This is a genomic window from Streptomyces sp. AMJ-169 (genome assembly GCF_055597585.1).
Genome location: NZ_JBVLTJ010000004.1, coordinates 598,945 through 620,111 on the forward strand (window position 1 = coordinate 598,945; position 21,167 = coordinate 620,111).

Sequence of the window (21,167 nt, forward strand, 5' to 3'; positions counted from 1 at the left end):
ACCGATGACCACATCCACGGCTGTCCCCGGTGCGGTGCCGGGGCTGAAGATCCTCGTCGCGGGCGGGTTCGGGGTCGGGAAGACCACCGCGGTCGGCGCGGTCAGCGAGATCGAACCGCTGTCGACCGAGGAGTGCCTGACCATCACGAGCACCGCCACGGACGATCTCGACGGGGTGCCCGGGAAGACGACCACCACGGTCGCCTTCGACTACGGCCGCGTCACCCTCGACGCAGCCGGTCTCCCCGGCACGCCCGGCGCCCTGGAGCTGCACCTGTTCGGCACGCCCGGCCAGGAACGCTTCACCGGCCTGTGGGACGAACTCGCCTCCGGGGCGGTCGGTGCCGTCGTCCTGGCCGACACCCGCCGCCTGGACGGCAGTTTCCCGGTGACCGACTTCTTCGAGCAGCGGCAGATGCCGTTCATCGTCGCCGTCAACGCCTTCGACGGCGCCCGCCGCTACCCGCACGGAGAGGTCCGTGACGCCTTCGGCCTCGCCCCCGGCACCCCGCTGATGACGATCGACGCCCGCCGCCCCCACCAGGTCGCCTCGGCCCTGGCCACCCTCGTCACCCACACCCTGACCCGCCGCCGTGACCTCCTGGACGTCTCATGACCCGCCCCGCCCACCACCCGCCGCACTCCGAACCCGACACCGCCCGGCCCCACCCGGGCATGATCCGCGCCGACGGCAGCGTCAGCTCGCACGACGTCGACGTCACCGCACGCCTGGACCTCATGCGCCGCCTCGGCCTCACCGACCGCCCCGACCCCGCCTTCGACCGGGTCGCCACCGACATGGCCACCGCCGCCGGCATGGCCTACGGCTTCGTCAACCTGTTCCTCGACACGCAGACCTTCATCGGCCTGCACCAGCCCCCGCCCGGCAGCGGCTACGTCCCCGTGGACCGGACCATGAGCACCGAGCACGGCTGGTGCCCCCACGTCGTACGCCGCCGCCTCGCTCTCCCCCTGCCCAACGTCCACGCCCACCCCCGCTTCAGCGGCAACTACGTCGTGGACCTCGTCGGCATCACCTCCTATTTCGGCGCCCCCCTCATCCACCCGGACACCGGCATCGTCCTGGGCACCGTCTGCCTCATCGACCCCGCCGAACGCTCCCTCGACGACGCCCGCCGCCTGCGCGACATCACCCTCGCCGGCGCCACCACCACCCTGAAGATCATCACCGACCGCGCCCCCGCGCACCCCACCGCATGAACCCCCGCCCCAGCAACGAGGAATCACGGCCGCCCGCCGTACCCCCGCGGCACGACTACGGGGAGGAGAGGGAGACGGCCCCGGCCGTGAAAGCCGCCCTCCCGCCCCCGCCCTCCACGTCCACCTCACCCCCAGGCACCGGGCCCTGTGGGCGGAAGCGGAATCGTTCGGCTCCCGCCACATCACGCCCCGCGTCGCGGACATGGAACGCTCGGCGAGGGTCGAGAAACGCCTGGTCAGGCTCATGGCCGAACGCGGCTGGTTCGGCGTGGGCATCCCCGCCGCCTACGGCGGGACGGGCGCCGGACACGTCGCCCGGGCCGTGCTGGTCCACCGCACCGCCCGGTTCTCCGCGGCCACCGCCGCCGCCCTCCAGGCCACCCTCATCCCCGCCACCGCCCTGGACCTGTTCGCCGGCGACGCGCAGCGAAGGGCCTGGCTGCCGGGGATCGCCGACGGATCGTCACTGTGGTCGATCGCCGTGACCGAACCGCGGGCCGGCGGCCACATCGGCGGGACGGGAACGGCCGCCGAACCCGCCCCCGGCGGCGGCTGGCATCTCACCGGGACCAAGGTCCGCGTCGGCAACGTGAACATCGCCCGCCGCCACCTGGTCATCGCCCGCACCGCCCCCGCCGGCGAGAAGGTCCCCGCGTCCCGGGCGCTGACCGCGTTCGCCGTCGACACCAACGCCCCCGGCGTCACCGTGCGGCCCCACACCCCGAAATCCGGCCTGCGAGGCTTCTCCCTCGGCACCCTGGAGCTCGACCGCGTCCACGTCCCCGACGACCGCGTCGTCGGCCAGACCGGAGACGGCCTGTACGTCGCCCAGGCCGCCAGCGTCATCGCCGGCCAGACCAACATCGCCGCCCTCGCCCTCGGCATCCACGAGGCGATCGTCGACTGCACCCTCCACCACGTGCGAACCCGCCCCCGCCACAACGGTTCTCTCAGCGACCTCCCGGTCATCCGCGACCGCCTCGGCGCGATGCAGACCCGCCTGGTCACCGCCCGCACCCTGCTCTACTCCTCCGCCGCCGCCCTCGACCTCGCCGCCTCCGCCGGACCCGACACCCCCCTGCACTGCGACGAGGACCTCATCACCGCCAAAACCGTCGGCCACCAGCTCCTGACCGACACCGCCCGCACCGCCGCCGAACTCCACGGCTCCCGCGCCCACGACCTCGACCACCCCCTCCAACGGCTCCTGCGCGACAGCCAGATGACCTACGCACCCGCCGGAACCGGCGAAACCGCCCACATCCGCATCGCCCGCCACCTCCTCGACACCCCCCTGCACTGGACCGGCCACCTCGGCAACGGGCCCCTGCGCATCAGACCCGACCCCGACCCCGTGCCCGCCTGACTCCCCCGCACACGGGCCCCCAGCTCCTGGGTGGCCCCGGGCAGTCGGCGGCCCGGGACACCCAGGACCCCACCCCTCCCCGTATCCGTCCCGTTTTTCGAGGAAGAACACCGTGGCACACACCGAACCCGCCACCGGCACATGGCAGCGAGAACTGACGGACCTGCCCGCCACCTGGCCGCGGTCCCTGAAGGACCAGGCCGCCGACCCCGACGTCCGCGCCAGGATCGCCGCCGCCCACCGCGCCGGCGCCACCATCAAAGGCATCAGCCGCCACACCGGCCGCTCGGCCGACGCCGTACGGCTGATGCTGACCATGGAGGGGGTCCGTCAGACCCGTGAACCGCCCCCCAGCTACCGGACCCTGGGGGACTACGCCTACGCCGTGCTGCGCGAACGCTGCCTGCACGAACCTCCCGGCACTCTGCTGCCGACCATGGCCGCGCTCGCCGGAGAACTCGGCGTCAGCCAGACCGTCGTGAACAAGGCCGCCGCCCGGCTCCAGGGCGAGAAACTGGTGAGTGTCCGCAGGCGCGGGATCGCGGTCACCGACCCCGCGAACCCATCGGCCACCACCGTCACGCTCACCGTCGCGGGCACGACCCGGACCTGGCAGAGCGGCGACGATGGACGGCTGACCCTCCGCGTCCGCAAGACCGTCCTGCACCGGCTGTCCGCCGGCGACTACCCGGAAGGCGCCCGCCTTCCCCGGACCCTCGATCTCAGCCACGAATTCGGCGTCAGCCGGACGGTCGTGTTCAAGGCACTCGCCCCGCTCAAGGAACTCGGCCTGCTGGAGACCCGGACCAGCGCGGGCACCCAGATCCTGCCCGGCAGCCGCCGGCTGGCCACCCAGTGGCTCACCCCGCCCGGCGACCACCCTCCCGCTGTGAGCCGGGACGCCCCGGCCGGCAGCCCTCCCCCGGTCACAGGCAGTCCCGCGCGGACGGCACCGCCCTCGACCGCCTGAGCCGCCGTGCGCGTCTCTCCCCGTCACGCGCACGGCCACCCCCGCCGCCAGGCTGCCGCAAAGGCTCCCCGGCCTGGCGGCGGGCCCCCCTTCCACCCCCCTTCCCCGGCACCCGCGCCTCGCGGCCCGTGCCCGACCCCGACCGGCGAGAAGATGACCCAGACACCCACCGCACCCGGCGCCTTACCCGCGCGCCCGCTGTGGCAGCAGGCCCTCGACACCCTGCCCCCCGCCGACCGCCCGCCCCGGCCGGCGGACCGGATCACCGACCGCAACGTCCGCGCGGCGATCCGCACCGCCTACGGGCACCAGGAAGCCACCATCTCCAAGATCGCCTCCCACACCGCGTACTCCCGCGACGCGGTACGGCGGATACTGGAGATCGAAGGAGTACCGCGCTCCGCCGGCGGAGCAGGACGCCGCTCCCCCGTCCCGCCCGGCCACCGCTCCCTCCTCGAACACACCCAGGCCCAGCTGCGGGAACTGACCTCCCGGCACAGCCCCGGCACACCGCTCGCGCCGGCGAGAAAACTCGCCACGACGCTCGGGGTCAAGCCCTGGGCGGTACAGGAGGCGGTGAAACGGCTGGCGGCCGAGGGACTGCTGCTGCCCGTCCCCTCACGCGGCACCGTCGTCCTCGACCCCGCACGCCCGCCCGGCCCCACCGACATCGTCATCCAGGTCACCGTCAACGGCCATGTCCACTACTGGCCGGTCCCCGGCGCCGCCGCCCGCCGGATGAACCACATCCGCACCACCGTCCTGCACCGCCTCGCCGACGGCATCCACACTCCCGGCGACTTCCTGAAAGTCGGCCGGCTCGCGGACGAGTTCACGGTCCCCCGGGACACCGTCCGCCGCGCCCTCGCCGTCTACCGGCCGCAGGAACTGCTGCTCTGGAAAGCGGCCGGCCTCCAGGTCCACACCGCCACCCGCACCAAGGCCGCCGCCCTGCTCAGACAGCAGCCCGCCCCCGGCCCACCCGCCCAAGCCCCCGTGCGCGGCACCCCGTGAAACCGCCGCCGCGCACGGGCTCTTCCCGCCTGCCGGACCGACGAGGTCCCGGACCCCGGCAGCCGGGAAACCCGCCCCCGGCAACCCCGGCCGCCGACCAGGCGCACACCACGCCCCCCGCCTGAACCGAAGGACCCCCTGTGCGAAACCCCCGCCCCGGGCCCGCCCCCGACCTGACGGACCGCCAGACCGAGGTTCTCGAAGCCATCCGCGAATCGCTGGACACCCGAGGACACCCGCCCAGCATGCGGGAAATCGGCCAGGCCATCGGAGTGACGAGCCCCTCGACCGTCCAGCACCACATCCAAACCCTGGTGGACAAAGGCGTCCTCGCCCACGTACCGCACAGGCCGCGCGCCTACCAGCTCACCGAGGACGCCCCCGCCCCACCCCTCAAAGCCCCCGCCGCCGGCCTGTGCCCCCTCCTCACCCAAGAGAACGGCCCCCGCCCGCCGTTCATCACCCTCAGGATCCTGCTCCCACCCGCCGTCGCCCACGCCCTCACCCACGGCGCCTCCCTGACCGTCACCCAGGCCACCACCCCCGAGCACACCCCCGGCGACGGAACCCTCAGAGGACAGGTCACCGCCATCACCCACCCCCTGTAACCACCCCCCGGCCCCATCCACACCACACACCCCTTGAGGAGTCTCCATGACCGACACCCCCTACGGCGAGCCCGTGATCAAGGTCGTCACCTGCAACCTGGAGCACGACGGCGGACCTGACGAGGCCGGCCGGCCGCCCCAGAAGTGGCACGACGCCCACGACTTCCTCCGCTCCCTGCGGCCGGACATCCTGCTGCGCCAGGAGATGACCCACAGCCGCACCGACGGCCACCGCCGCCTCCACACCGCCGAGACCTCCCTCGGCATGCGCGGCTTCCTCGGCCGCCCCGGAAGCGGGCGCAACCCCACCGGCCTCTTCGTCAACACCTCCGTCTTCAACATCGTCCGGCAGGACGACCACCCCCGCACCTGGCGCACCCCGCCCACCCACGTGACCGTCCGCCTGCCCGAAGTCCCCGACCGCGACATCATCCTGCTCAGCTGGCACGCCGCCTTCAACTCGCCCCACGGCCGTATCCGCGAGGCCGAGGAGGTCACCGCGCTCGCCGACAAGATGAAAACGGGCCGCTCGTTCATCGGCGGCGGGGACTGCAACGAAGCACCCGTCGCTCGCGGCGAGAGCGTCCCGCCGATCGACTGGGACGCCCCCGGCGTGACCGACCGCGTCCACATGATCCACCGCACCACCCCCGGCCCCGACGGCACCCGGATCAACTCGGTCTACTTCGACGAGACCCTCCTGCGCTGCGGCCTGCACGACCCCGCCCGCTACGCCGCCCACCGCCTCGGCAAACCCCACGCCCTCCTCGCCACCTCAGGCCACGCACCCCGGGCCGCGGGCCAGGGCGGCGGACGCCGCATCGACCGCATCTACAACGACCCCCACACCATCACCGCCGTCATCGACGTCATCGTCCACGACACCCCCTTCTCCGACCACAAAGCCGTCGAAGTCATCTACAGCCGGAACCAGTTCATCGCCGCCCAGCGCCGCACCGTCACCCCACTGCCCCCCTACGGCCTGACGGTCTGACTCCTGTTTCAAGCCCGCCCGCCCTGCCTCCGGGTCTTCTAGGGAAGACCGCGCGTGGGCGCCGAACCTCCATTGAGCGGCTTGGTCAATGTCTCTACGAACTGCGGCAATGACCGGTGGTCAGCCCCAGGTGCATGGTGAGACGCGGGGCTCGCCCCGCTCGACGCTACGAGTCCTTCCGGTTCCGCGCCGAGGAGCACTCGGACAGCCAGTTCTGTGCGAACTTCTCCGACCGCTCACGGCCGCCCCGTCATCACTCCGCGAGAGGAAACCATGGTTCTCAGCTCCGTTCCGATGCCGTCCGGTACGTTCACCATCGGCAAGTTCTTCGACTTCGAAGCCGGTCACCGGCTGCTCGGCCTGCCGCCCGAGCACAAGTGCTCCCGGCAGCACGGGCACAGCTACGAGGTGGAGGTCATCCTCACCGCGTCCTCTTTGGAGGAGCCCGGCTTCGTCACGGACTACGGTGCGCTCGCGCCCGTCAAGAAGTTCCTCGACACCCAGTTCGACCACCACAACTTGCACGAGATTCTCCCCGTCGAACCGACAGCGGAGTACCTGGCCCAGTTTCTGGCCGGCTGGTTCATCCAGAATTTCGAGCCGACGATCCACGGGCGTCTGGTCGCTGTGCGCGTCCGTGAAACCAGGCGTAGCTGGGCCCAGTTCGATGTGGAGCGCGATCAGTGACCGCGTCTGAGCAGGCTGTGGCCGAACTGCCGGCGGGGGATGCCGGGCTCCGGCTGATCGTCGCGGAGTGCTTCGGCGTCAAGACGCCGACGTTCCAGGGCGAAGGTCCGAGCTGCGGACAGCCGGCCCTGTTCGTCCGTCTGTCCCGGTGCAATCTGACCTGTGCGCGGTGCGACACCAAGTACACCTGGGACTGGTCCCGGTTCGACCCGCGCAAGGAGTCGACGAAGCGGTCTGTGGGAGACCTGCTGGCCTGGTCCGTGTCCTCGCCGGTCGAGCTGGTGGTGATCACAGGGGGCGAGCCGCTTCTCCAACAGGTAAGGCTGGCGGGCCTCGTCCGGGGACTGCTGGCTGCCGGGAAGCGGGTCGAGATCGAGACGAACGGCACCATCGCGCCTTCCCCGGCGCTGCTGGCCGACGGCGTTCGCTTCAATGTCTCCCCGAAGATCCGCAGTTTCGGGGTGGACGAGGGCAAGAGCATCGTGCCTTCGGTGTTGGAGGAGTTCGCGGCGAGCGGGCGGGCCGTGTTCAAGTTCGTCGCGTCCTCGGTCTCCGACCTCGACCGCATCGCCGAACTGGCCGCCGCCCACCGGCTCGCACCGGTATGGGTGATGCCGGAGGGAAGCACCGCCGAGTCGGTCATCGCGGTGACCCGTGTACTGGCGGACGAGGTCGCGATCCGGAACTGGTGCTTCACCACTCGCCTGCACGTGCTGGCGTTCGCTGATGCACGAGGTCGCTGACCTTGTGCGCCGCTCTCCCGACTCCTCGTCACCGGAAGCGAGAAAACAGCCCATGACAAGCATCACCACCGCCGGCCCCGGCGTCGGCGTGAACAGCGCTGTACCTGTGCCCCCTCGCCCGTCGGGCATCGACACCGGCCGGGTCTCCGATCTGATCGCCCAGTTGCTGGCCGCGCTGGGGGAGGACCCCGCCCGGGAGGGACTGGCCGGCACTCCGGAACGGGTCGCGGCTTGGTGGAGCGACTTCCTCTCCCCGTCTCGTGCCCTGACCACGACATGCTTCACCGAGTCGCAGCTGAGCGGCCAGCTGGTCGTCGTGGGCGGTATGAGCGTGTGGTCGCTCTGCGAGCACCACCTGTTGCCCATGCGTCTGAAGGTCACCGTCGGCTATGTACCGGAGGGCGAGGTGGTGGGCTTGTCGAAGTTCGGGCGAATCGCCCAGAATCTCGGCGGCCGGCTCCAGGTCCAGGAACGCTTCACCCGCCAGCTCGCCGACCTTCTTGCCGGAGTGATCGGGCGAGAGGACGTCGCCGTCGCCGTGCGGGGAGTGCACCTGTGCATGAGCATGCGGGGAGTCCGGATGGAGGAGGCCCGCACCACGACGCTGCACGCCGGCGGTCGCTTCGGTACCGATCCGGTGCTCTCCCAGCAGTTCCTCACCGCCGCCGCCGAGCAGCGGGAGGTCGCGTGATGGCCAAGAGCATCGACTTCTCCGTCATCTCCCCGCCCACGTACCTTGAGGACTTCGCTCTGCGGACCCCGGCCCGGGTCCATCACGTGGCCGCCCAGCGAGTGCTGTCCGACGACGTCTACCGGGCCTTCTTCGTCAGGGAAGCGGAGCGCGGTGCCGAGATCATCGTCGACAACGGGCTTTTCGACCTCGGTCACGCCCTGCCCGTTGCCGACCTCGTCGAGGCGGCGCTGGCGGTGACGGCGCGGGAGATCATTCTTCCCGACGTCATGAGGGACGGCGCGGCGACTCTGAAAGCCGGCGAGCAGGCCGCGCGGGAGATCCAGGAGCTGGTGGGCGACGCCTTCCGGCTGTGCGCGGTCCTGCACGCGGCGGACGACGAAGAGTGGCTGCGTACCTACGACGCCTTCGTGACCGGTGGCTGGGCCGGGGCCATCGCGTTGCCGGCCTCTCGGCGTCCGGACCCTGCCGGTCAGCTGTGCCGCACCCGGTGGGCCGCCACCGCCTACCTGGAGGACCGCGGTCTGGTCGACGAACGGGTCGTCTACCGGCTGCTGGGGCTGGGGCGGACCGGCCACCTGGAACTGGTCGAGCAGCGAGAACACGAGTGGATCTCCTCCGTGGACGGCGCGGCCCCGGTGATTCTCGGCGCGATGGGGATCTCTCTGCTTCCCGACGGCCCCTACGAGAAGCCGCATACGCCCCGGATCGAGGACCTCGGTCCGATCGCCGAGCACCGGTTCGGCCTGATCCGGCAGAACATCGCCGTCGTCGACGCGGCGGCCGGCGACGTCACAACCACCGGAGCGCACCGATGACTTCTCTGCTCGCCGGTCCCGCCGCGGGGCTGCTACGCGCGGCGCCGATCGACTTCGCCGAGCACACCATGGGCCGTGACAGCCTGCTGCGCTACCTCCAGATCAAGGTCCATCACCTCATCCAGGACGAGGACTGGACCGCCATCCGCGTCGTCGGAGGCTACGACCGCGCCGCGGTGGTGTCCCGGTACGAGAAAGCCGGGAAGTTCTTCAACACCGAGCGGCCCACCGCCTCGGTTCACGGCCGTGCCCTCGTCGTGAAGGCGTTCCCCGGGGCCGACTACGTTCAGCACTACGCGCTGATCATCGCCACCTATCTCGCGATGACCGGCCGCCCCGCCGACATCGTCTCCTACCAGCCACCCGGCCAGGAGGAATGCCGCACCGCCCTCCAGACTCTCGACCTGAAGCTCGACGGCGACCTGGTGATCGTCGGCTGGGGGCTCCAGCACCTGGCTCCCACGGCCGGGGTGTGGGCGCACGGGCCCGGATACGCCTGGCAGCGAGCCGAAGTCGCCGGTCGCCGTGTGGTCTACCTCGGATTCCTCCACAGCATCTGGGGCGACGTCGCCGGACGGGTCGTCTCCCGCCTGGCCGAACTCGGCGCCCGCGACGTCGTCTACGTCGGCAAAGTCGGCTCACTGGCCGTCGGCGTCGAGCCGAACACATGGCTGGCCACCGGCAGTACAAGCCTTCTCGGCGGAACCCTGGTGACCTGGGACGACTTCTTCGGCGACTTCGCCGCCGCCCAGAAGGACGTACGGTCCGGCCTGCACGTCTCCTCCCCGTCGGTCCTGCTGGAGAACCGCGACTGGCTGGCCCGGCACACGGCCTCCTACGCCTTCGTCGACCCGGAGATCGGGCCCATGGGAGCAGCAGCGCGTCAGGCGGGAGTCCGGTTCGGCTATCTCCACGTCATCTCCAACAACCTCACCGCGTACTACCCCGCCGACCTGTCCAACGAGCGGCACAACGACGTCCTGCGCCGGCGCACCCTCCTGATCGACCGGATACGCGCCATCATCACCAGCCACTTGAGGGGAACCCGATGACCGCAAGTTCAGCGACCGGGCGGGTGATCTCGTTCGTCGGGGGCGACGGCGCCGGGAAGTCCACGCTCGCCGCCGGCGTGCACCGTGCCCTCAACGCCGCCGGCCACCCGGCGGTCCTCGTCGGCAAGCACAGCACCGACGTCCCGATGGACGCCGAGCTGTCCGCCTATCTGGACCGCTTCAACCAACTGGTCTACCGGCGGGAGGCCCGCGTCGCGCGGGCATGCGGCGACCATTACTGGCTGCTGGCCCTGGCTTCCTGGTACGCCCTCCAGGACCGGCTCGTGATCAGGCCCGCGCTCGCGGCCGGAACCCACGTCGTCCTCGACAACGCGCACCACAAGATCGTCGCCCGGTACGCGGTCAACACGGAAGTCTCCGACACCCTTGCCGAACAGGTCTTCGCCCACCTCACTGAAGCGGACATGGTGTTCTTCCTGAATATCGACGCTCGCGAAGCACTCGCTCGCAAAGGCACGTTCACCTCCCTGGAGACCGGCCATCGCGGTGGCCGCGACGAGGACTTCATCCACTACCAGGACGCCGTCCTCGCGCGCATGAGGGAACAGGCGGCCGTCAGCGGCTGGCTGCGGCTGCACGTCGCCGGCATGGACTGCGGGCAAGTCCTCGAAGCAGCCTGCGGCGCGCTGTCCGACCGGCTACACCTGACCATCTGACAGACCGCCCCCGATCGATGAGGAAGGCACCATGGGCCACGCCCTGCCCGCCGGCGGAACGTACGTCTGCCACGGCATCACCTGGGCGAGCGGTGAACCTTCTCTCCTGCTCGCGCCCTCACCCGGCGGATCGCTCGTCCATGCCCGGATCATGGGCGAGCGCCTGGGCTACCTGGCGTGCGGTAGCGGCCGGTGGTGCACCGGCCGCTACCGGTTCGCCGACCGCGTCAGCGTCGAAGCCGTTGCCTGCCCCGACCGGGCCCCGGCCGAAAGCGGCGGGCAGTGTGCCGTCTGCGCGAACCGGGACGACTTCCGTTTCGCGCACCGGTTCCACGCCGGCGGTCACGTCCCCGACGCTCTGGCCGCGTACATGGCCCAGCCGCACTGGCTGTACCTGGCGACGTTCGCGGACGGTGTCACAAAGATCGGCACCGCGGCCGAGCCCCGTAAACGCTCCCGTCTCGACGAGCAGGGTGCCCTGCTCGCCACCTACCTCGCCCGAAGCTCCGACGGCCGGACCGTCCGCTTCCTGGAGGACGCCCTCACCCGGCGCCTCGGCCTGACCCAGACGGTCCGGTCCGCGGCCAAGCTGACGGCCCTGGCCGAACTGCGTGATCTCACGCCGGCTGTCACAGCCCACGAACGGCATCTCGCCCGCGCGGCCGAGACCCTGACAGATCTGGAGGTCACCCCGGCCCTGGAGCCGTGGACACCGCCAGGAGAAGGCGACCTGCTCCGCGCCCCCGGCACCGAACGGGTCCTCTACCCGCACGACCCGCGCGAGGGCGGACACGGCCTGACGGTACTCGCCTGCCTCGGCTCCCAGGTCATGGCCGTCCCCGACAGCGACGAGACACCGCCTTACCTGCTCGACCTGGGGGTCCTCAAAGGCCGCCGGATCACCCTCGGAGAGTTCTCCTCCCCGCCCGCCGCCGTGCAGCCCGCGCTCTTCTGACCCTGCCCGAACCGCCCGGCTCAGGCGGCCGGGCCCGTTCCACGAAGCGAGGCCCACCAGCATGGCCCCTCAGGACGCAGTCCTCGGCTGGGACGAGGACGCCAACGCCGAGGCGTACGCCGCCTTCACCCGCGCACACCCCATGTACGACTCCACCAGCCGTGACCTCGCCGACCGCGCCCTCCTCACCGATGCGACCCTTGTGGTCGACCTGTGCGGCGGCACGGGCGCGACGGCCCGTGCGGTCCTCGATCTCGTCCCGGGCCACGCCCGCGTGGTCTCCCTGGACAGCGCCGCCGCCATGCAGCGCGTCGGGCACCGGACCCTCACCGACCCCCGGCTCTCCTGGATCACGGCTGCGGCCGAGCAACTCGCCGACCATGTTCCGGACTCCGCCGCAGATGCCGTGGTGTGCAACTCGGCCATCTGGAAGACCGACACCCCCAGAGTGTTCGCCGCCGTCGCCCAAGTCCTGCGCCCCGGAGGCCGGTTCGTCTTCAACATCGGCGGAGGCTTCGCCGGCGTACGACACCCTGATGAACAACCCGCCGGTGCGAGAACCTCGTTGAACTCCCTCATCACCCAAGTCGCCGCGCGCGACTACGGATACGTCCCACCGACCGCCGCCCCCGCGCCGCCCAAGCTGCCGCTGGCGACCGTCACCGAACAGCTGGCCGCCGCCGGACTCACCGTCAGCGCCACCGAGGTCACCGCCCAGCACAGCACCATGGCCGAGAAGAAGGCATGGCTGTCCATCCCGGTCTTCGCCCGGCCCGAAGGCGACTTCACCCACGCCCAGCGGATGGACATCCTGGACGCCGCCTACGCCGGGATCGCGCCGGGCACCCCGACCGTGACGAGCTGGCTCGTCGTCGCCGCCCGGCGCCCACGAAACGCCTCATGAGCTGGCCCGGTCTCGGATCTGGCAGGAGGGCACGTCACCGTACCCTCCCCGCCGCTGCCCTCATAAGGCGGCAGGCCGCCCGTGGCGAACCCGCCGCGAACACCACGCCCTTCGCGCAGGGATGTGCGCGTCTCTCAGCGGGCGCTGGCCTCCCGATCGGCCGTCAGCCGCCGTGCGTGGGCGCGGATACGATCGCGGTCCTCGGGGAAGACGCTCTCCCAGTCCCCGTTCAGGCTGAACCAGGCGGCCGGCTGATTGTCCTCCCCGCGCAGCGGTGCTGCGCGGTCGATGACCGCCGCGTAGGACAGACCGAGGGTCGAAGACCAGTCCGCCCGGTAGGACCGCACCGTGACGGCTGCGGGCCGGGCCAGCAGTTCGGCCCGCAGTCCGGTCTCTTCCAGCAGTTCGCGGGTGGCCGCCTCGCGCGGAGTCTCTCCTTCTTCCACTTTTCCGCCGGGCGGAACCCATCCGCGTACACGGTGCCGGACCAGCAGGACGTGCTCGCAGTCTGGGTCGACGACCCACACCTCAGCCGCGAGGGGCTCCATCGGGTGCCGGCGGGCCTTGTCCAGCCAGGCTCTGGCGTCGTCGAACTCCAGCGCCGCGAGGCCGGCATCAGCCACTGCCTCGTCCCACGCCCGTTTCCCGATCTCACTGTGGTTCACCCGCCCCACCCTAGAACGGCCCCGACCGGTGGCATGCCTCAACTCGTCGACGGGGTAAGGCAGAAGGAGGAAATCCTGTGACGTCTTCCTGGGAACCCCCCGGAACGGTCGGCGCCCCGGCCACCGCCAGAAAAGCCTGGGTGGTCGTGGGCGGTGTCCACCTCCTCAACCGGACAGCACCCCGACGCCCCGACGAACCGATCGTGCTTGTCCAGGTGCCGCCCCAAGAGGTGTGCCTGCCGAGCACCACCGTGATCGTCCGATGGGACGCACTCGGCACCTGCCCGGTCACCGCGCTCAACACCGCCGGCCGCCAGTTGGGTTCAGCCCGGATCGACGGCGCCGACCTGTTCCCCCACGCCATCGCCGGTCCCGCTCTGAGCCGGCTGATCGGAGCCGGAGAAGCACCGGGGACCGCGCCCCTGTGTTACCTCGCCGAACATCCCGGCGGCGGGTATCACGCTTACTCCCGCATCAGGTTCCACCCGGAGGACGCCTGCTTCGTCCGCACCACCCGCACACCGGTGGGCCCCGGAGCGGTCGAAGCCCTGCGCTGGCTCGACCCTGCCCTGACCGCCCACGCCGAGTCGGGCACGGCCCTCGACAACCACCTGCGCTACTTCCGCAAGCACTTCTCCGGAACCGAGCTGGAGTTCAAGTACACCCTCGACCCCGCCCCCGACATCTGGGCCGCATCCTTGGAACTGCTGAAAACCCTGCGCGAAGGCGGGCTGAAAGAGTTCCGGCCGGAATACCGGGAGGAGTTCCAGATCCATCACACCGAAAACCACCTCTTCGATGTCACCGGCCCCGCGCACGAGACCGGATACGCCTCCTTCATCCCCACGGTCAGTGCCGGTTACGTGCTCAAGAGGAAGTGGTTCGGCGAGGACGCCTTCGCCCGCCGGGAGGAGCTGACGTACGGAGTCGACGTCTCCGCCGGAGGCTTCGGCAAGTACCTGCGCGACGAACTCGGCCTGGAGGTCCGGGCCATGCCGCCTTTCCGGCGCGTCCGTTACGACATCCGGTGCGAGTCGATGCGCACCGGGCACGTCTACGGCATCTTCTTCGACCGCAGTTCCCTCCTGGCAGCTCCGGAACTGCTGCTCGCGCAGTGCGAGCTGGAGTACCTGCGCTCACGCGGTGTCCTCGATCCCGGCGGGGAGGGCATCGTGAGCGAGATGGAAGTCCTCTCCGACTGGCTCTGCGGCTACCTCGCCGCACGCGGCTGGGCACGACGGCGCACCTTCTACTCCAAGCGCAGCTTCCTGCGCGACGTCACCGCCACCAGACCGGAACTGGCCCCAGAATACTGAGCGGGGCACCGTCATCAGCCGACGGCGGGAGGACAGGCGATGGGTGGAGTGAGCCGGGGCCGTCGTACGGAGATCCAGCGTGAGGCGTCCCGTATCCGTGCGCGGTGCCAGCGTGACGGGCACGCTCAGGAACGGATCGTCACCACCATGCTGTCGGCACTGCCCGAGCTGACTCCCCTGGAGGCATGGCGGCTGGCGCTGGGCTGGTCACGGCCACAGGCGATCCGTGAAGTGGCGGCCGTCTACCGGGAGGACGGTCTCCTGCCACCAGGGCTGACGCCCGCCATGTTATGCAGGTACGAACACGGGCAGGAGGCCCCCGGGGACGAGTACCGGCTGATGCTCTCCCGGGCTTACGGCGCCCGCCCCGACCAGCTCGGCCTGGTGACACGCTGTCTGTGGTGCAGCACCTGCACGTCCCCGCCGCCGCTCCACTACGGTCGACTCCAGCGTCAGGAGACGACCACCGGCCGAAGGGATTCCATGAGCACCGCCAGCGGACTGCCCGCCATCCGCGAATCCGTCCAATGGGCCGCCCTGGACGCGCCCGACGGCTCCCCTGCCCTCGTCTCCCTGGCCGAAGCTGCGGTGGAGCACTACGCCCTCAACTACAGCAAGCACCCCCCGGCCGTCCTGCTGGACGAGGTCCGCAGCACGCGCGGCCTGCTCTCCACCGTGGTGGCCGCGGCGGACCCCGCCACAGCGCAGGCGCTCCGCCGCCAGGTCGGCTGGCTCTCCGCCCTCCTCGGCAACCTCTCCTACCACCTCGACGACCGCGCCGGCGCCCGCGCCCACCTCACCCTGGCCGGCGCCCTCGGCGAATCCACCCAGGAACCCGCTCTCAGCGCCTGGGCCAGCGGCGCCCTCGCCATGGTCGCCACCGCCCGCGAAGACTGGGACCACGCCCGAGGCCACGCGGAGTACGGCCTCCGGCACGCACCCCAGGGGCTGCGCCGCGCTCAACTCCTGGGCTGGGCCCTCCTCCCGACCCTCGCCGCCCTGAAACGAGTGCCGGAAGCCGACGACGTCATCGCCGAGAGCGACGAGATCATGCGGTCCGCCACCGAGCTGCCCGGCCGCTTCGGCTACGACCGTGCCGAGCACCGCCTCCACGTGGCCGAGGCGAACCTGGCCCTCGAACGCTTCGACCGCGCCGCCGAAGTGGCCCACGAGTCCATCGCCGCCGCCCCCGCCGAGACACCGGGATGGGCGGCGGCCACCCTCGTCCTCGCCCTCGCCGAAGCCCGCGACGCCCCCGAACAAGCAGCCGGCCGCGCTCTGAACGTACTCGACCTCATCCCGCCGTCACGGCTCCGGGCAACAGCCCGCAGCCGCCTGGCCCGGCTCGACCGCCTGCTCGACAACTCGCCGATCGCCCCGGCAGCCGAACTCGCCGAACGCCTCCGCACTCTTCCGGCCCCTGTCCGAGCTGACGGAACTGCGGTCTAGCGGAAGGAAGTTACCTGCGGCCTGTTCGCCGGACCGGCCGGTCGGCGAGCAAGGAACCTGCGCGACACAGGTCGCGCTCACTCACCCGGCAGCCGTCGCCCGCCTCACCGAGGGCACCCATCTCCGCCGTCCCTTCGAACGGCGTGCTCACACGGCTGCCCCCGGCTGCCGCCAGGGCACGACAGCGCCGCGCACGACGCCCCTCCTCCATCGCCGCGCTCGTACTGCGAGGACATGCGGGCACCCCCGACCACCCTTGAATCGCACGAGCGTTCGAATGTGGCTTATGGTGAGGTCACCGCACCGGAATGACCCGTGCGGAGCCGGAGCCGGGTGAGAGGAGCTGAGGGCAGTGGGGTGTGTGACATGCGCGCGTTTACGCATCTGCGGGCCGTCTCCGGTCACTCGGTCCGTTACGGCGTCTCGCACGCCGAGCTGCTTGCGCGGCGGGCGGCCGAGCGGGGGATGGACGCCCTCGCGCTGACCGACCGGGACACCCTCGCCGGCGCGGTGAGGTTCGCGAAGGCCGCCGCCGGGGCCGGGGTGCGGCCGGTGTTCGGGGTGGACCTCGCGGTGGAGGCGCCCGTCGGGCCGGACGACCGTACGCGGCGGCGTGCGCCTGTCCGTGGCGGGGCGTTCGTCGACGAGTCCGCGCCGCGGGCGCTGTTCCTCGCGCGGGACGGAAGTATGGGCTGGGCGGAGTTGTGCGGGCTGGTCACCGCCGCGCACGCCCGCACCGGGGGCGGGTCGGGTCCGGTGCTGCCGTGGGCGGAGGTCTGCGGCGAGCATGTTCTCGTGCTGCTCGGGCCGGACTCGGACGTCGGGCGGGCGCTGGCGCAGGGGCGGGCGGACCTCGCCGGGCAGCTGCTCGGGCGGTGGCGGGAGCGGTTCGGGGCGGGGTCGTTGCGGGTGGAGGTGGTCTGTCATGGGCTGAGCGGGACGGGTCCGGGGTCGGTGCGGCACGCCGCCCGCGCGCTCTGCTTCGCGGCCGACCAGGGTGTGCTGCCGGTGCTCACGAACGCGGTGCGGTACGCCGATCCCGGGCTGGGCGCGGTCGCGGACGTCCTGGACTCCGCCCGCCGTCTCGTGCCGGTCGATCCCCGCGGGCCGCTGGACAGCGGGGAGCGGTGGCTGAAGCCGGCGGCGGAGATGGCGCGGGTCGCGCAGCGGGTGGCGGGGGCGGCCGGGTACGGGGTGCGCACGGCGTACCGGCTGCTGGAGGTGACCGAGGAGACGGCCCGTTCCTGCCGGGTCGGTCCGGAGGAGGACCTGGGGCTGGGGCGGGTGCATTTCCCCGAGCCGGGCCTGGTCGGTGTCGCGGGCCGGCCGCCGGAGCGGGTGCTGCGGGACCTGTGCGAGAGCGCCCTCACGCGGCACGGGTACGACCGTGCCGGGCGGCGGTACCGGGAGCGGCTGGAGGAGGAGCTGGGGCTGATCGGGCGGACGGGGTACGCGCCGTTCTTCCTCACCGTGCACCAGTCGTCCAGGACACGCGGGAGCTGGGGATCCGGGCGAGCGCGCGGGGGTCGGCTGCGGGTTCGCTGGTCGTGCACCTGCTGGGCATCGCGACGGCGGACCCCCTGCGGTTCGGGCTGCTGATGGAACGGTTCCTGTCGGAGCACCGCAGTGAGCTGCCGGACATCGACATCGATGTGGAAGCGCACCGGCGGATGGAGGTGTACGAGGCGATCCGCCGGCGGTTCGGTGACGGGCGGGTGTCGGCGGTCGCGATGCCGGAGACGTACCGGGTGCGGCACGCCGTGCGCGCCGTCGGGCTCGCGCTGGGCCTGGACCCGGTCGAGGTGGACCGGCTGGCGAAGTCGTTCCCGCACGTCCGGGCCCGCGACGCGCGGTCCGCGCTGCGGGAGCTGCCGGAGCTGCGGGGGATCGATCCGGACGCGTACGGGCCGCGGATGTGGGAGCTGGTCGAGGCGCTCGACGGGCTGACGCGCGGGGTCTCGATGCACCCGTGCGGGGTGGTGATCTCCGACGCCGGCCTGCTGCGGCGCACGCCGGTCGTGCCGACGTCCGGGGCGGGCTTCCCTATGTCCCAGTTCGACAAGGGGGACGTGGAGGACGTGGGGCTGCTGAAGGTGGACGTGTTGGGGGTGCGGATGCTGTCGGCGATGGCGCACGCGGCGCGGGAGCTGGAGCGGGCCGGCGGGGACGGGATCGATCTCGACCGGATACCCGCCGACGATCCGGAGACGTTCCGGCTGATCCAGTCCGCCCAGACCCTGGGCTGTTTCCAGACCGAGTCGGCCGGCCAGAGAGATCTCGTGGCCAGGCTCCGGCCGGAGACGGTGTCCGACCTGGTCATCGACATCGCCCTGTTCCGGCCCGGGCCGGTGGCGGCCGACATGGTCCGCCCGCTCCTGCGTGCCCGCAGCGGCGCGGAGAAGCCGTCATACCCCCACCCGGACCTGGAACCGGCGCTGCGGGAGACCCACGGGATTCTGGTGTTCCACGAGCAGCTGATCCGCGTCCTGTCGGTGATGACCGGCTGCGGCCTCGCCGTCGGCGACTACACCCGCCGCGCTCTGTCCGACCCCCGGCGCCACCCCCGGATCCAGGCGTGGTTCGAGGAGCGGGCACGCTCGCGCGGGTACGACACGCAGACGATCACGCGGGTGTGGGAGCTGCTCGTGTCGTACGCCGGGTTCGGGTTCTGCAAGGCGCATGCGCTGGCGTTCGCGGTGCCCTCCTACCAGTCCGCCTGGCTGAAATGCCATCACCCGGCCGCCTTCTACGCCGGGCTCCTCACCCACGACCCCGGCATGCATCCGAAGCGGCTGATCCTGGCGGACGCCCGCCGGCGCGGGGTGCCGCTGCTGCCGCTGGACGTGAACGCCTCCGACACCGCCTACCGCATCGAGCCGGTGCCCGAGTCCGGGGTACTGGGGGTGCGGCTGGGGCTGGCGGACGTGCGCGGGATGAGCGAGGCGGAGGCCGCGCGGATCACCGCCGGACAGCCATACACCTCCCTGGCCGACTTCGTCTCCCGTGCCCGCCCGTCGCGGCCCGTCGCCGAACGGCTCGCCCAGGTCGGCGCGTTGGACCGCTTCGGCGCGGGCCGCCGTGACCTGCTGCTCCACCTCACCGAACTCCACCGCAGCCAGCACAGCGCCTCTGAAGGCCAGTTGACGCTCGGCGACGGCGGGAGCGCGGATACGGTGGAGGCGTTGCGGCTGCCGGACATGGACGACGCCGAACGCCTCGCCGCCGAGATCGGCACCCTGGGCCTGGACTTCGCACGCCACCTGATGAGCGACCACCAGGACCTGCTGGACGAACTCGGCGTCACCCCCGCAGCCCGGCTGAAAGACCTCCCGCACGGACAGCCCGTCCTCGTCGCCGGCGCGAAGAGCGCCGTGCAGACCCCGCCCGTCCGCTCCGGCCGGCGCGTCATCTTCACCACCCTCGACGACGTGAGCGGCGTGACCGACTGCGCCTTCTTCGAGGACAGCCACACCGCCGCCGCGCACACCCTCTTCCACGCCTGGCTGCTGCTGGTACGCGGAGTCGTCCAGCGCCGCACCAGCGGCACCGGCACGGCCGTCTCCGTCACCGGGAGCGCCGCCTGGGACCTCACCCACCTCGCCGCACTGCGCCGCACCGACGGCCTGTCCGCCGTCACCGACCACCTCACCAGCCCCACCCCCGACCACCCCGGCGACCCCCAAGAACGCCGTACCTTGCGGCTGGAGACCGGCTACGGCCTGCACCCCTGGGCCGACCTCCAGCCCCCGGGCGAACCCGCCAGACAGCGCAGACTCTGGCACCAGAGCCCCGGGAGCGCGGGATGATCCTCTACCTCCACCTCCACGACCTCCCCACACCCGGCGGCCCGCTCCACTGCCGCCCACGCCGCCCTGTACACCGCGATGAACACCCTCCCCGCCACCGGGCGCGCGAAGAACCCGGCATGGCTGAACCAGGTGCTCGCCGCGGCCCGCGAGCAGGCGCGGGGGCTGACCGCCCCCGACCTGCACACCCTCGTCCAGGTCTGCCTCTGGCCCCGCCACGCACCCGCCTACGCCCGCATGGTCGAGGCCGAACACGCCCGCCGCCGCCTGCGCGCCGCCGCCGAACACCTCGTCCACACCGTCCACGACGCCTCCCTCCCCCACCCCGCGCGGACGGTCCTAGCCCAGGCCGACGCGCTCGCCGCGGTCGTCGACGACATTGCCGCCCGCTTCCCCCCACGCGCAGGCGCACGGCCGCGTACCCCCGCCCCGGCCTCAGCCTCCGTACCCGACCCCCAGGAAGCGGCCGAGGAGGAGCGGATGCTGCTCGCGACCGCCACCGCCTGCCCGGACGACATCGTCTCCGTCCCGTGGCTGCTCCCCGACGACCTCACCCTCCCTCTGCACGCCGGACTGTGGCAGTGCCTGACCGCCCTGTCCCGGCGCCACGAGCCCGTCGACCCCGTCACCGTCCTGTGGGAGGCCCAGCACCACGGCCTCCTCGACGACGGAACCGACCCCCGTGATGTGCTGCGCATGCTGGCCGAACCGGCCGGCTCGGTCGAGCACTGGGCCGAACGCGCCCTGCACCGCACACTCCTGGCCGCCGCCGAGCACACCGGCCGGCACATCGAGGCGTACACCGACGACCCCACGAACACCCCCTTCCAGCTCGTCGTCGGCGCCCGCCGCGCCCTCGCCGTCCTCACAGCCGTCCGCACCCGCTGGCAGCGCGCCACCACAACACCCCCGCCCCCGAGGGCACGCCCCGCGCCCACCACCTGCGCAGGCCCGCCAGCCGCCGCGCACACCGCCCGCGCCGCGCGGGCAGCCCGCTGACACCCGCACAAAGCCGACGGCCGGCCCCCACGCTCTCCGGCCGCCGGCGGAAGAGACGACACCCCCGCCATGCCCCCGTCCCCCGACGCCCACATCCGCCTCGACACCCACCCCACCCACCCCAGCGCCGTGACCGCCGTCCTGACCGGCACCAAAACCCTCATCACCTCCTAATGATGTTGTCAAGCGGCAGTTGTGACGGGGAGGTTGCTTTGGTAGCACCGTCCGTCAC

The 21,167-nt window shown here is 71.9% G+C and carries 18 protein-coding genes and 2 pseudogenes; 19 read left to right on the forward strand and 1 reads right to left on the reverse strand.

Annotated elements, in window-relative coordinates; genetic code table 11:
* Positions 1 to 4: 4 nt before the first annotated feature.
* The 15 genes from ACYUD3_RS13265 to ACYUD3_RS13335 all read left to right on the forward strand — a co-directional run bounded on the left by ACYUD3_RS13265 (position 5) and on the right by ACYUD3_RS13335 (position 12,700).
* A complete protein-coding gene (locus ACYUD3_RS13265; RefSeq protein ID WP_470968419.1) occupies positions 5 to 616 on the forward strand; it encodes a GTP-binding protein in 612 nt (203 codons plus the stop codon).
* Positions 613 to 1,221: a GAF domain-containing protein gene (locus tag ACYUD3_RS13270; RefSeq protein ID WP_470968422.1), complete on the forward strand. Its 609-nt coding sequence runs from the start codon at positions 613 to 615 to the stop codon at positions 1,219 to 1,221. The genes ACYUD3_RS13265 and ACYUD3_RS13270 overlap by 4 nt, the downstream gene beginning before the upstream one ends.
* A gap of 22 nt (positions 1,222 to 1,243) precedes the next feature.
* Positions 1,244 to 2,587: an acyl-CoA dehydrogenase family protein gene (locus ACYUD3_RS13275; RefSeq protein ID WP_470968531.1), complete on the forward strand. Its 1,344-nt coding sequence runs from the start codon at positions 1,244 to 1,246 to the stop codon at positions 2,585 to 2,587.
* 112 nt (positions 2,588 to 2,699) lie between these two features.
* Positions 2,700 to 3,557 (forward strand): GntR family transcriptional regulator, encoded by an 858-nt coding sequence (locus tag ACYUD3_RS13280; protein ID WP_470968425.1) that lies wholly within the window; start codon positions 2,700 to 2,702, stop codon positions 3,555 to 3,557.
* Positions 3,558 to 3,710: 153 nt separating this feature from the next.
* A complete protein-coding gene (locus ACYUD3_RS13285) occupies positions 3,711 to 4,571 on the forward strand; it encodes a GntR family transcriptional regulator (RefSeq protein WP_470968427.1) in 861 nt (286 codons plus the stop codon).
* A gap of 140 nt (positions 4,572 to 4,711) precedes the next feature.
* The gene (locus ACYUD3_RS13290; RefSeq protein WP_470968430.1) at positions 4,712 to 5,179 is read left to right on the forward strand and encodes a LexA family protein; all 468 of its coding nucleotides are present in this window, start codon (positions 4,712 to 4,714) and stop codon (positions 5,177 to 5,179) included.
* Positions 5,180 to 5,225: 46 nt separating this feature from the next.
* On the forward strand, positions 5,226 to 6,173 hold the full coding sequence (locus ACYUD3_RS13295) for an endonuclease/exonuclease/phosphatase family protein (RefSeq protein WP_470968433.1): 948 nt from the start codon (positions 5,226 to 5,228) through the stop codon (positions 6,171 to 6,173).
* Between the two features lie 273 nt (positions 6,174 to 6,446).
* Complete coding sequence (locus tag ACYUD3_RS13300; RefSeq protein ID WP_470968436.1) at positions 6,447 to 6,860, forward strand: 6-pyruvoyl trahydropterin synthase family protein; 414 nt, start codon at positions 6,447 to 6,449, stop codon at positions 6,858 to 6,860.
* Complete coding sequence (locus tag ACYUD3_RS13305; protein ID WP_470968439.1) at positions 6,857 to 7,603, forward strand: 7-carboxy-7-deazaguanine synthase QueE; 747 nt, start codon at positions 6,857 to 6,859, stop codon at positions 7,601 to 7,603. Before ACYUD3_RS13300 ends, ACYUD3_RS13305 begins: the two co-directional genes overlap by 4 nt.
* A 52-nt stretch (positions 7,604 to 7,655) precedes the next feature.
* Positions 7,656 to 8,294 (forward strand): GTP cyclohydrolase I, encoded by a 639-nt coding sequence (folE, locus tag ACYUD3_RS13310; protein ID WP_470968443.1) that lies wholly within the window; start codon positions 7,656 to 7,658, stop codon positions 8,292 to 8,294.
* Positions 8,294 to 9,112: a hypothetical protein gene (locus tag ACYUD3_RS13315; RefSeq protein ID WP_470968446.1), complete on the forward strand. Its 819-nt coding sequence runs from the start codon at positions 8,294 to 8,296 to the stop codon at positions 9,110 to 9,112. The genes folE and ACYUD3_RS13315 overlap by 1 nt, the downstream gene beginning before the upstream one ends.
* On the forward strand, positions 9,109 to 10,164 hold the full coding sequence (locus ACYUD3_RS13320) for a nucleoside phosphorylase-I family protein (protein ID WP_470968449.1): 1,056 nt from the start codon (positions 9,109 to 9,111) through the stop codon (positions 10,162 to 10,164). Before ACYUD3_RS13315 ends, ACYUD3_RS13320 begins: the two co-directional genes overlap by 4 nt.
* Complete coding sequence (locus ACYUD3_RS13325) at positions 10,161 to 10,841, forward strand: dTMP kinase (RefSeq protein ID WP_470968451.1); 681 nt, start codon at positions 10,161 to 10,163, stop codon at positions 10,839 to 10,841. Before ACYUD3_RS13320 ends, ACYUD3_RS13325 begins: the two co-directional genes overlap by 4 nt.
* 31 nt (positions 10,842 to 10,872) lie before the next feature.
* Positions 10,873 to 11,796, forward strand: a complete 924-nt coding sequence (locus ACYUD3_RS13330) for a DUF2797 domain-containing protein (protein WP_470968453.1) — start codon at positions 10,873 to 10,875, stop codon at positions 11,794 to 11,796.
* 61 nt (positions 11,797 to 11,857) lie between these two features.
* Positions 11,858 to 12,700, forward strand: coding sequence for a class I SAM-dependent methyltransferase (locus ACYUD3_RS13335; RefSeq protein ID WP_470968456.1), 843 nt, complete (start codon positions 11,858 to 11,860; stop codon positions 12,698 to 12,700).
* A gap of 134 nt (positions 12,701 to 12,834) precedes the next feature.
* Here ACYUD3_RS13335 and ACYUD3_RS13340 read toward each other — a convergent pair whose 3' ends face one another.
* Positions 12,835 to 13,365: an NUDIX domain-containing protein gene (locus ACYUD3_RS13340; protein ID WP_470968458.1), complete on the reverse strand. Its 531-nt coding sequence runs from the start codon at positions 13,363 to 13,365 to the stop codon at positions 12,835 to 12,837.
* 77 nt (positions 13,366 to 13,442) lie between these two features.
* On the opposite strand from ACYUD3_RS13340, the gene ACYUD3_RS13345 reads away from it, so the two are divergent.
* From ACYUD3_RS13345 to ACYUD3_RS13360, 4 genes and pseudogenes are all read left to right on the forward strand, one after another.
* The gene (locus tag ACYUD3_RS13345) at positions 13,443 to 14,681 is read left to right on the forward strand and encodes a hypothetical protein (protein ID WP_470968461.1); all 1,239 of its coding nucleotides are present in this window, start codon (positions 13,443 to 13,445) and stop codon (positions 14,679 to 14,681) included.
* 39 nt (positions 14,682 to 14,720) lie between these two features.
* Complete coding sequence (locus ACYUD3_RS13350) at positions 14,721 to 16,130, forward strand: Twin-arginine translocation pathway signal (protein WP_470968464.1); 1,410 nt, start codon at positions 14,721 to 14,723, stop codon at positions 16,128 to 16,130.
* A 366-nt stretch (positions 16,131 to 16,496) separates the two neighbouring features.
* Positions 16,497 to 19,936, forward strand: a pseudogene (locus tag ACYUD3_RS13355) (DNA polymerase III subunit alpha).
* A 45-nt stretch (positions 19,937 to 19,981) separates the two neighbouring features.
* A pseudogene (locus ACYUD3_RS13360) lies at positions 19,982 to 20,935 on the forward strand (DnaB-like helicase N-terminal domain-containing protein); the annotation flags it as partial.
* Between the last annotated feature and the right edge of the window lie 232 nt (positions 20,936 to 21,167).

Coding starts and splice junctions, on each gene's coding strand:
- ACYUD3_RS13265 (WP_470968419.1), top strand. CDS start 5: ATGACCACATCCACGGCTGTCCCCGGTGCGGTGCCGGGGCTGAAGATC.
- ACYUD3_RS13270 (WP_470968422.1), top strand. CDS start 613: ATGACCCGCCCCGCCCACCACCCGCCGCACTCCGAACCCGACACCGCC.
- ACYUD3_RS13285 (WP_470968427.1), top strand. CDS start 3,711: ATGACCCAGACACCCACCGCACCCGGCGCCTTACCCGCGCGCCCGCTG.
- ACYUD3_RS13295 (WP_470968433.1), top strand. CDS start 5,226: ATGACCGACACCCCCTACGGCGAGCCCGTGATCAAGGTCGTCACCTGC.
- ACYUD3_RS13300 (WP_470968436.1), top strand. CDS start 6,447: ATGGTTCTCAGCTCCGTTCCGATGCCGTCCGGTACGTTCACCATCGGC.
- folE (WP_470968443.1), top strand. CDS start 7,656: ATGACAAGCATCACCACCGCCGGCCCCGGCGTCGGCGTGAACAGCGCT.
- ACYUD3_RS13315 (WP_470968446.1), top strand. CDS start 8,294: ATGGCCAAGAGCATCGACTTCTCCGTCATCTCCCCGCCCACGTACCTT.
- ACYUD3_RS13320 (WP_470968449.1), top strand. CDS start 9,109: ATGACTTCTCTGCTCGCCGGTCCCGCCGCGGGGCTGCTACGCGCGGCG.
- ACYUD3_RS13325 (WP_470968451.1), top strand. CDS start 10,161: ATGACCGCAAGTTCAGCGACCGGGCGGGTGATCTCGTTCGTCGGGGGC.
- ACYUD3_RS13330 (WP_470968453.1), top strand. CDS start 10,873: ATGGGCCACGCCCTGCCCGCCGGCGGAACGTACGTCTGCCACGGCATC.
- ACYUD3_RS13335 (WP_470968456.1), top strand. CDS start 11,858: ATGGCCCCTCAGGACGCAGTCCTCGGCTGGGACGAGGACGCCAACGCC.
- ACYUD3_RS13350 (WP_470968464.1), top strand. CDS start 14,721: ATGGGTGGAGTGAGCCGGGGCCGTCGTACGGAGATCCAGCGTGAGGCG.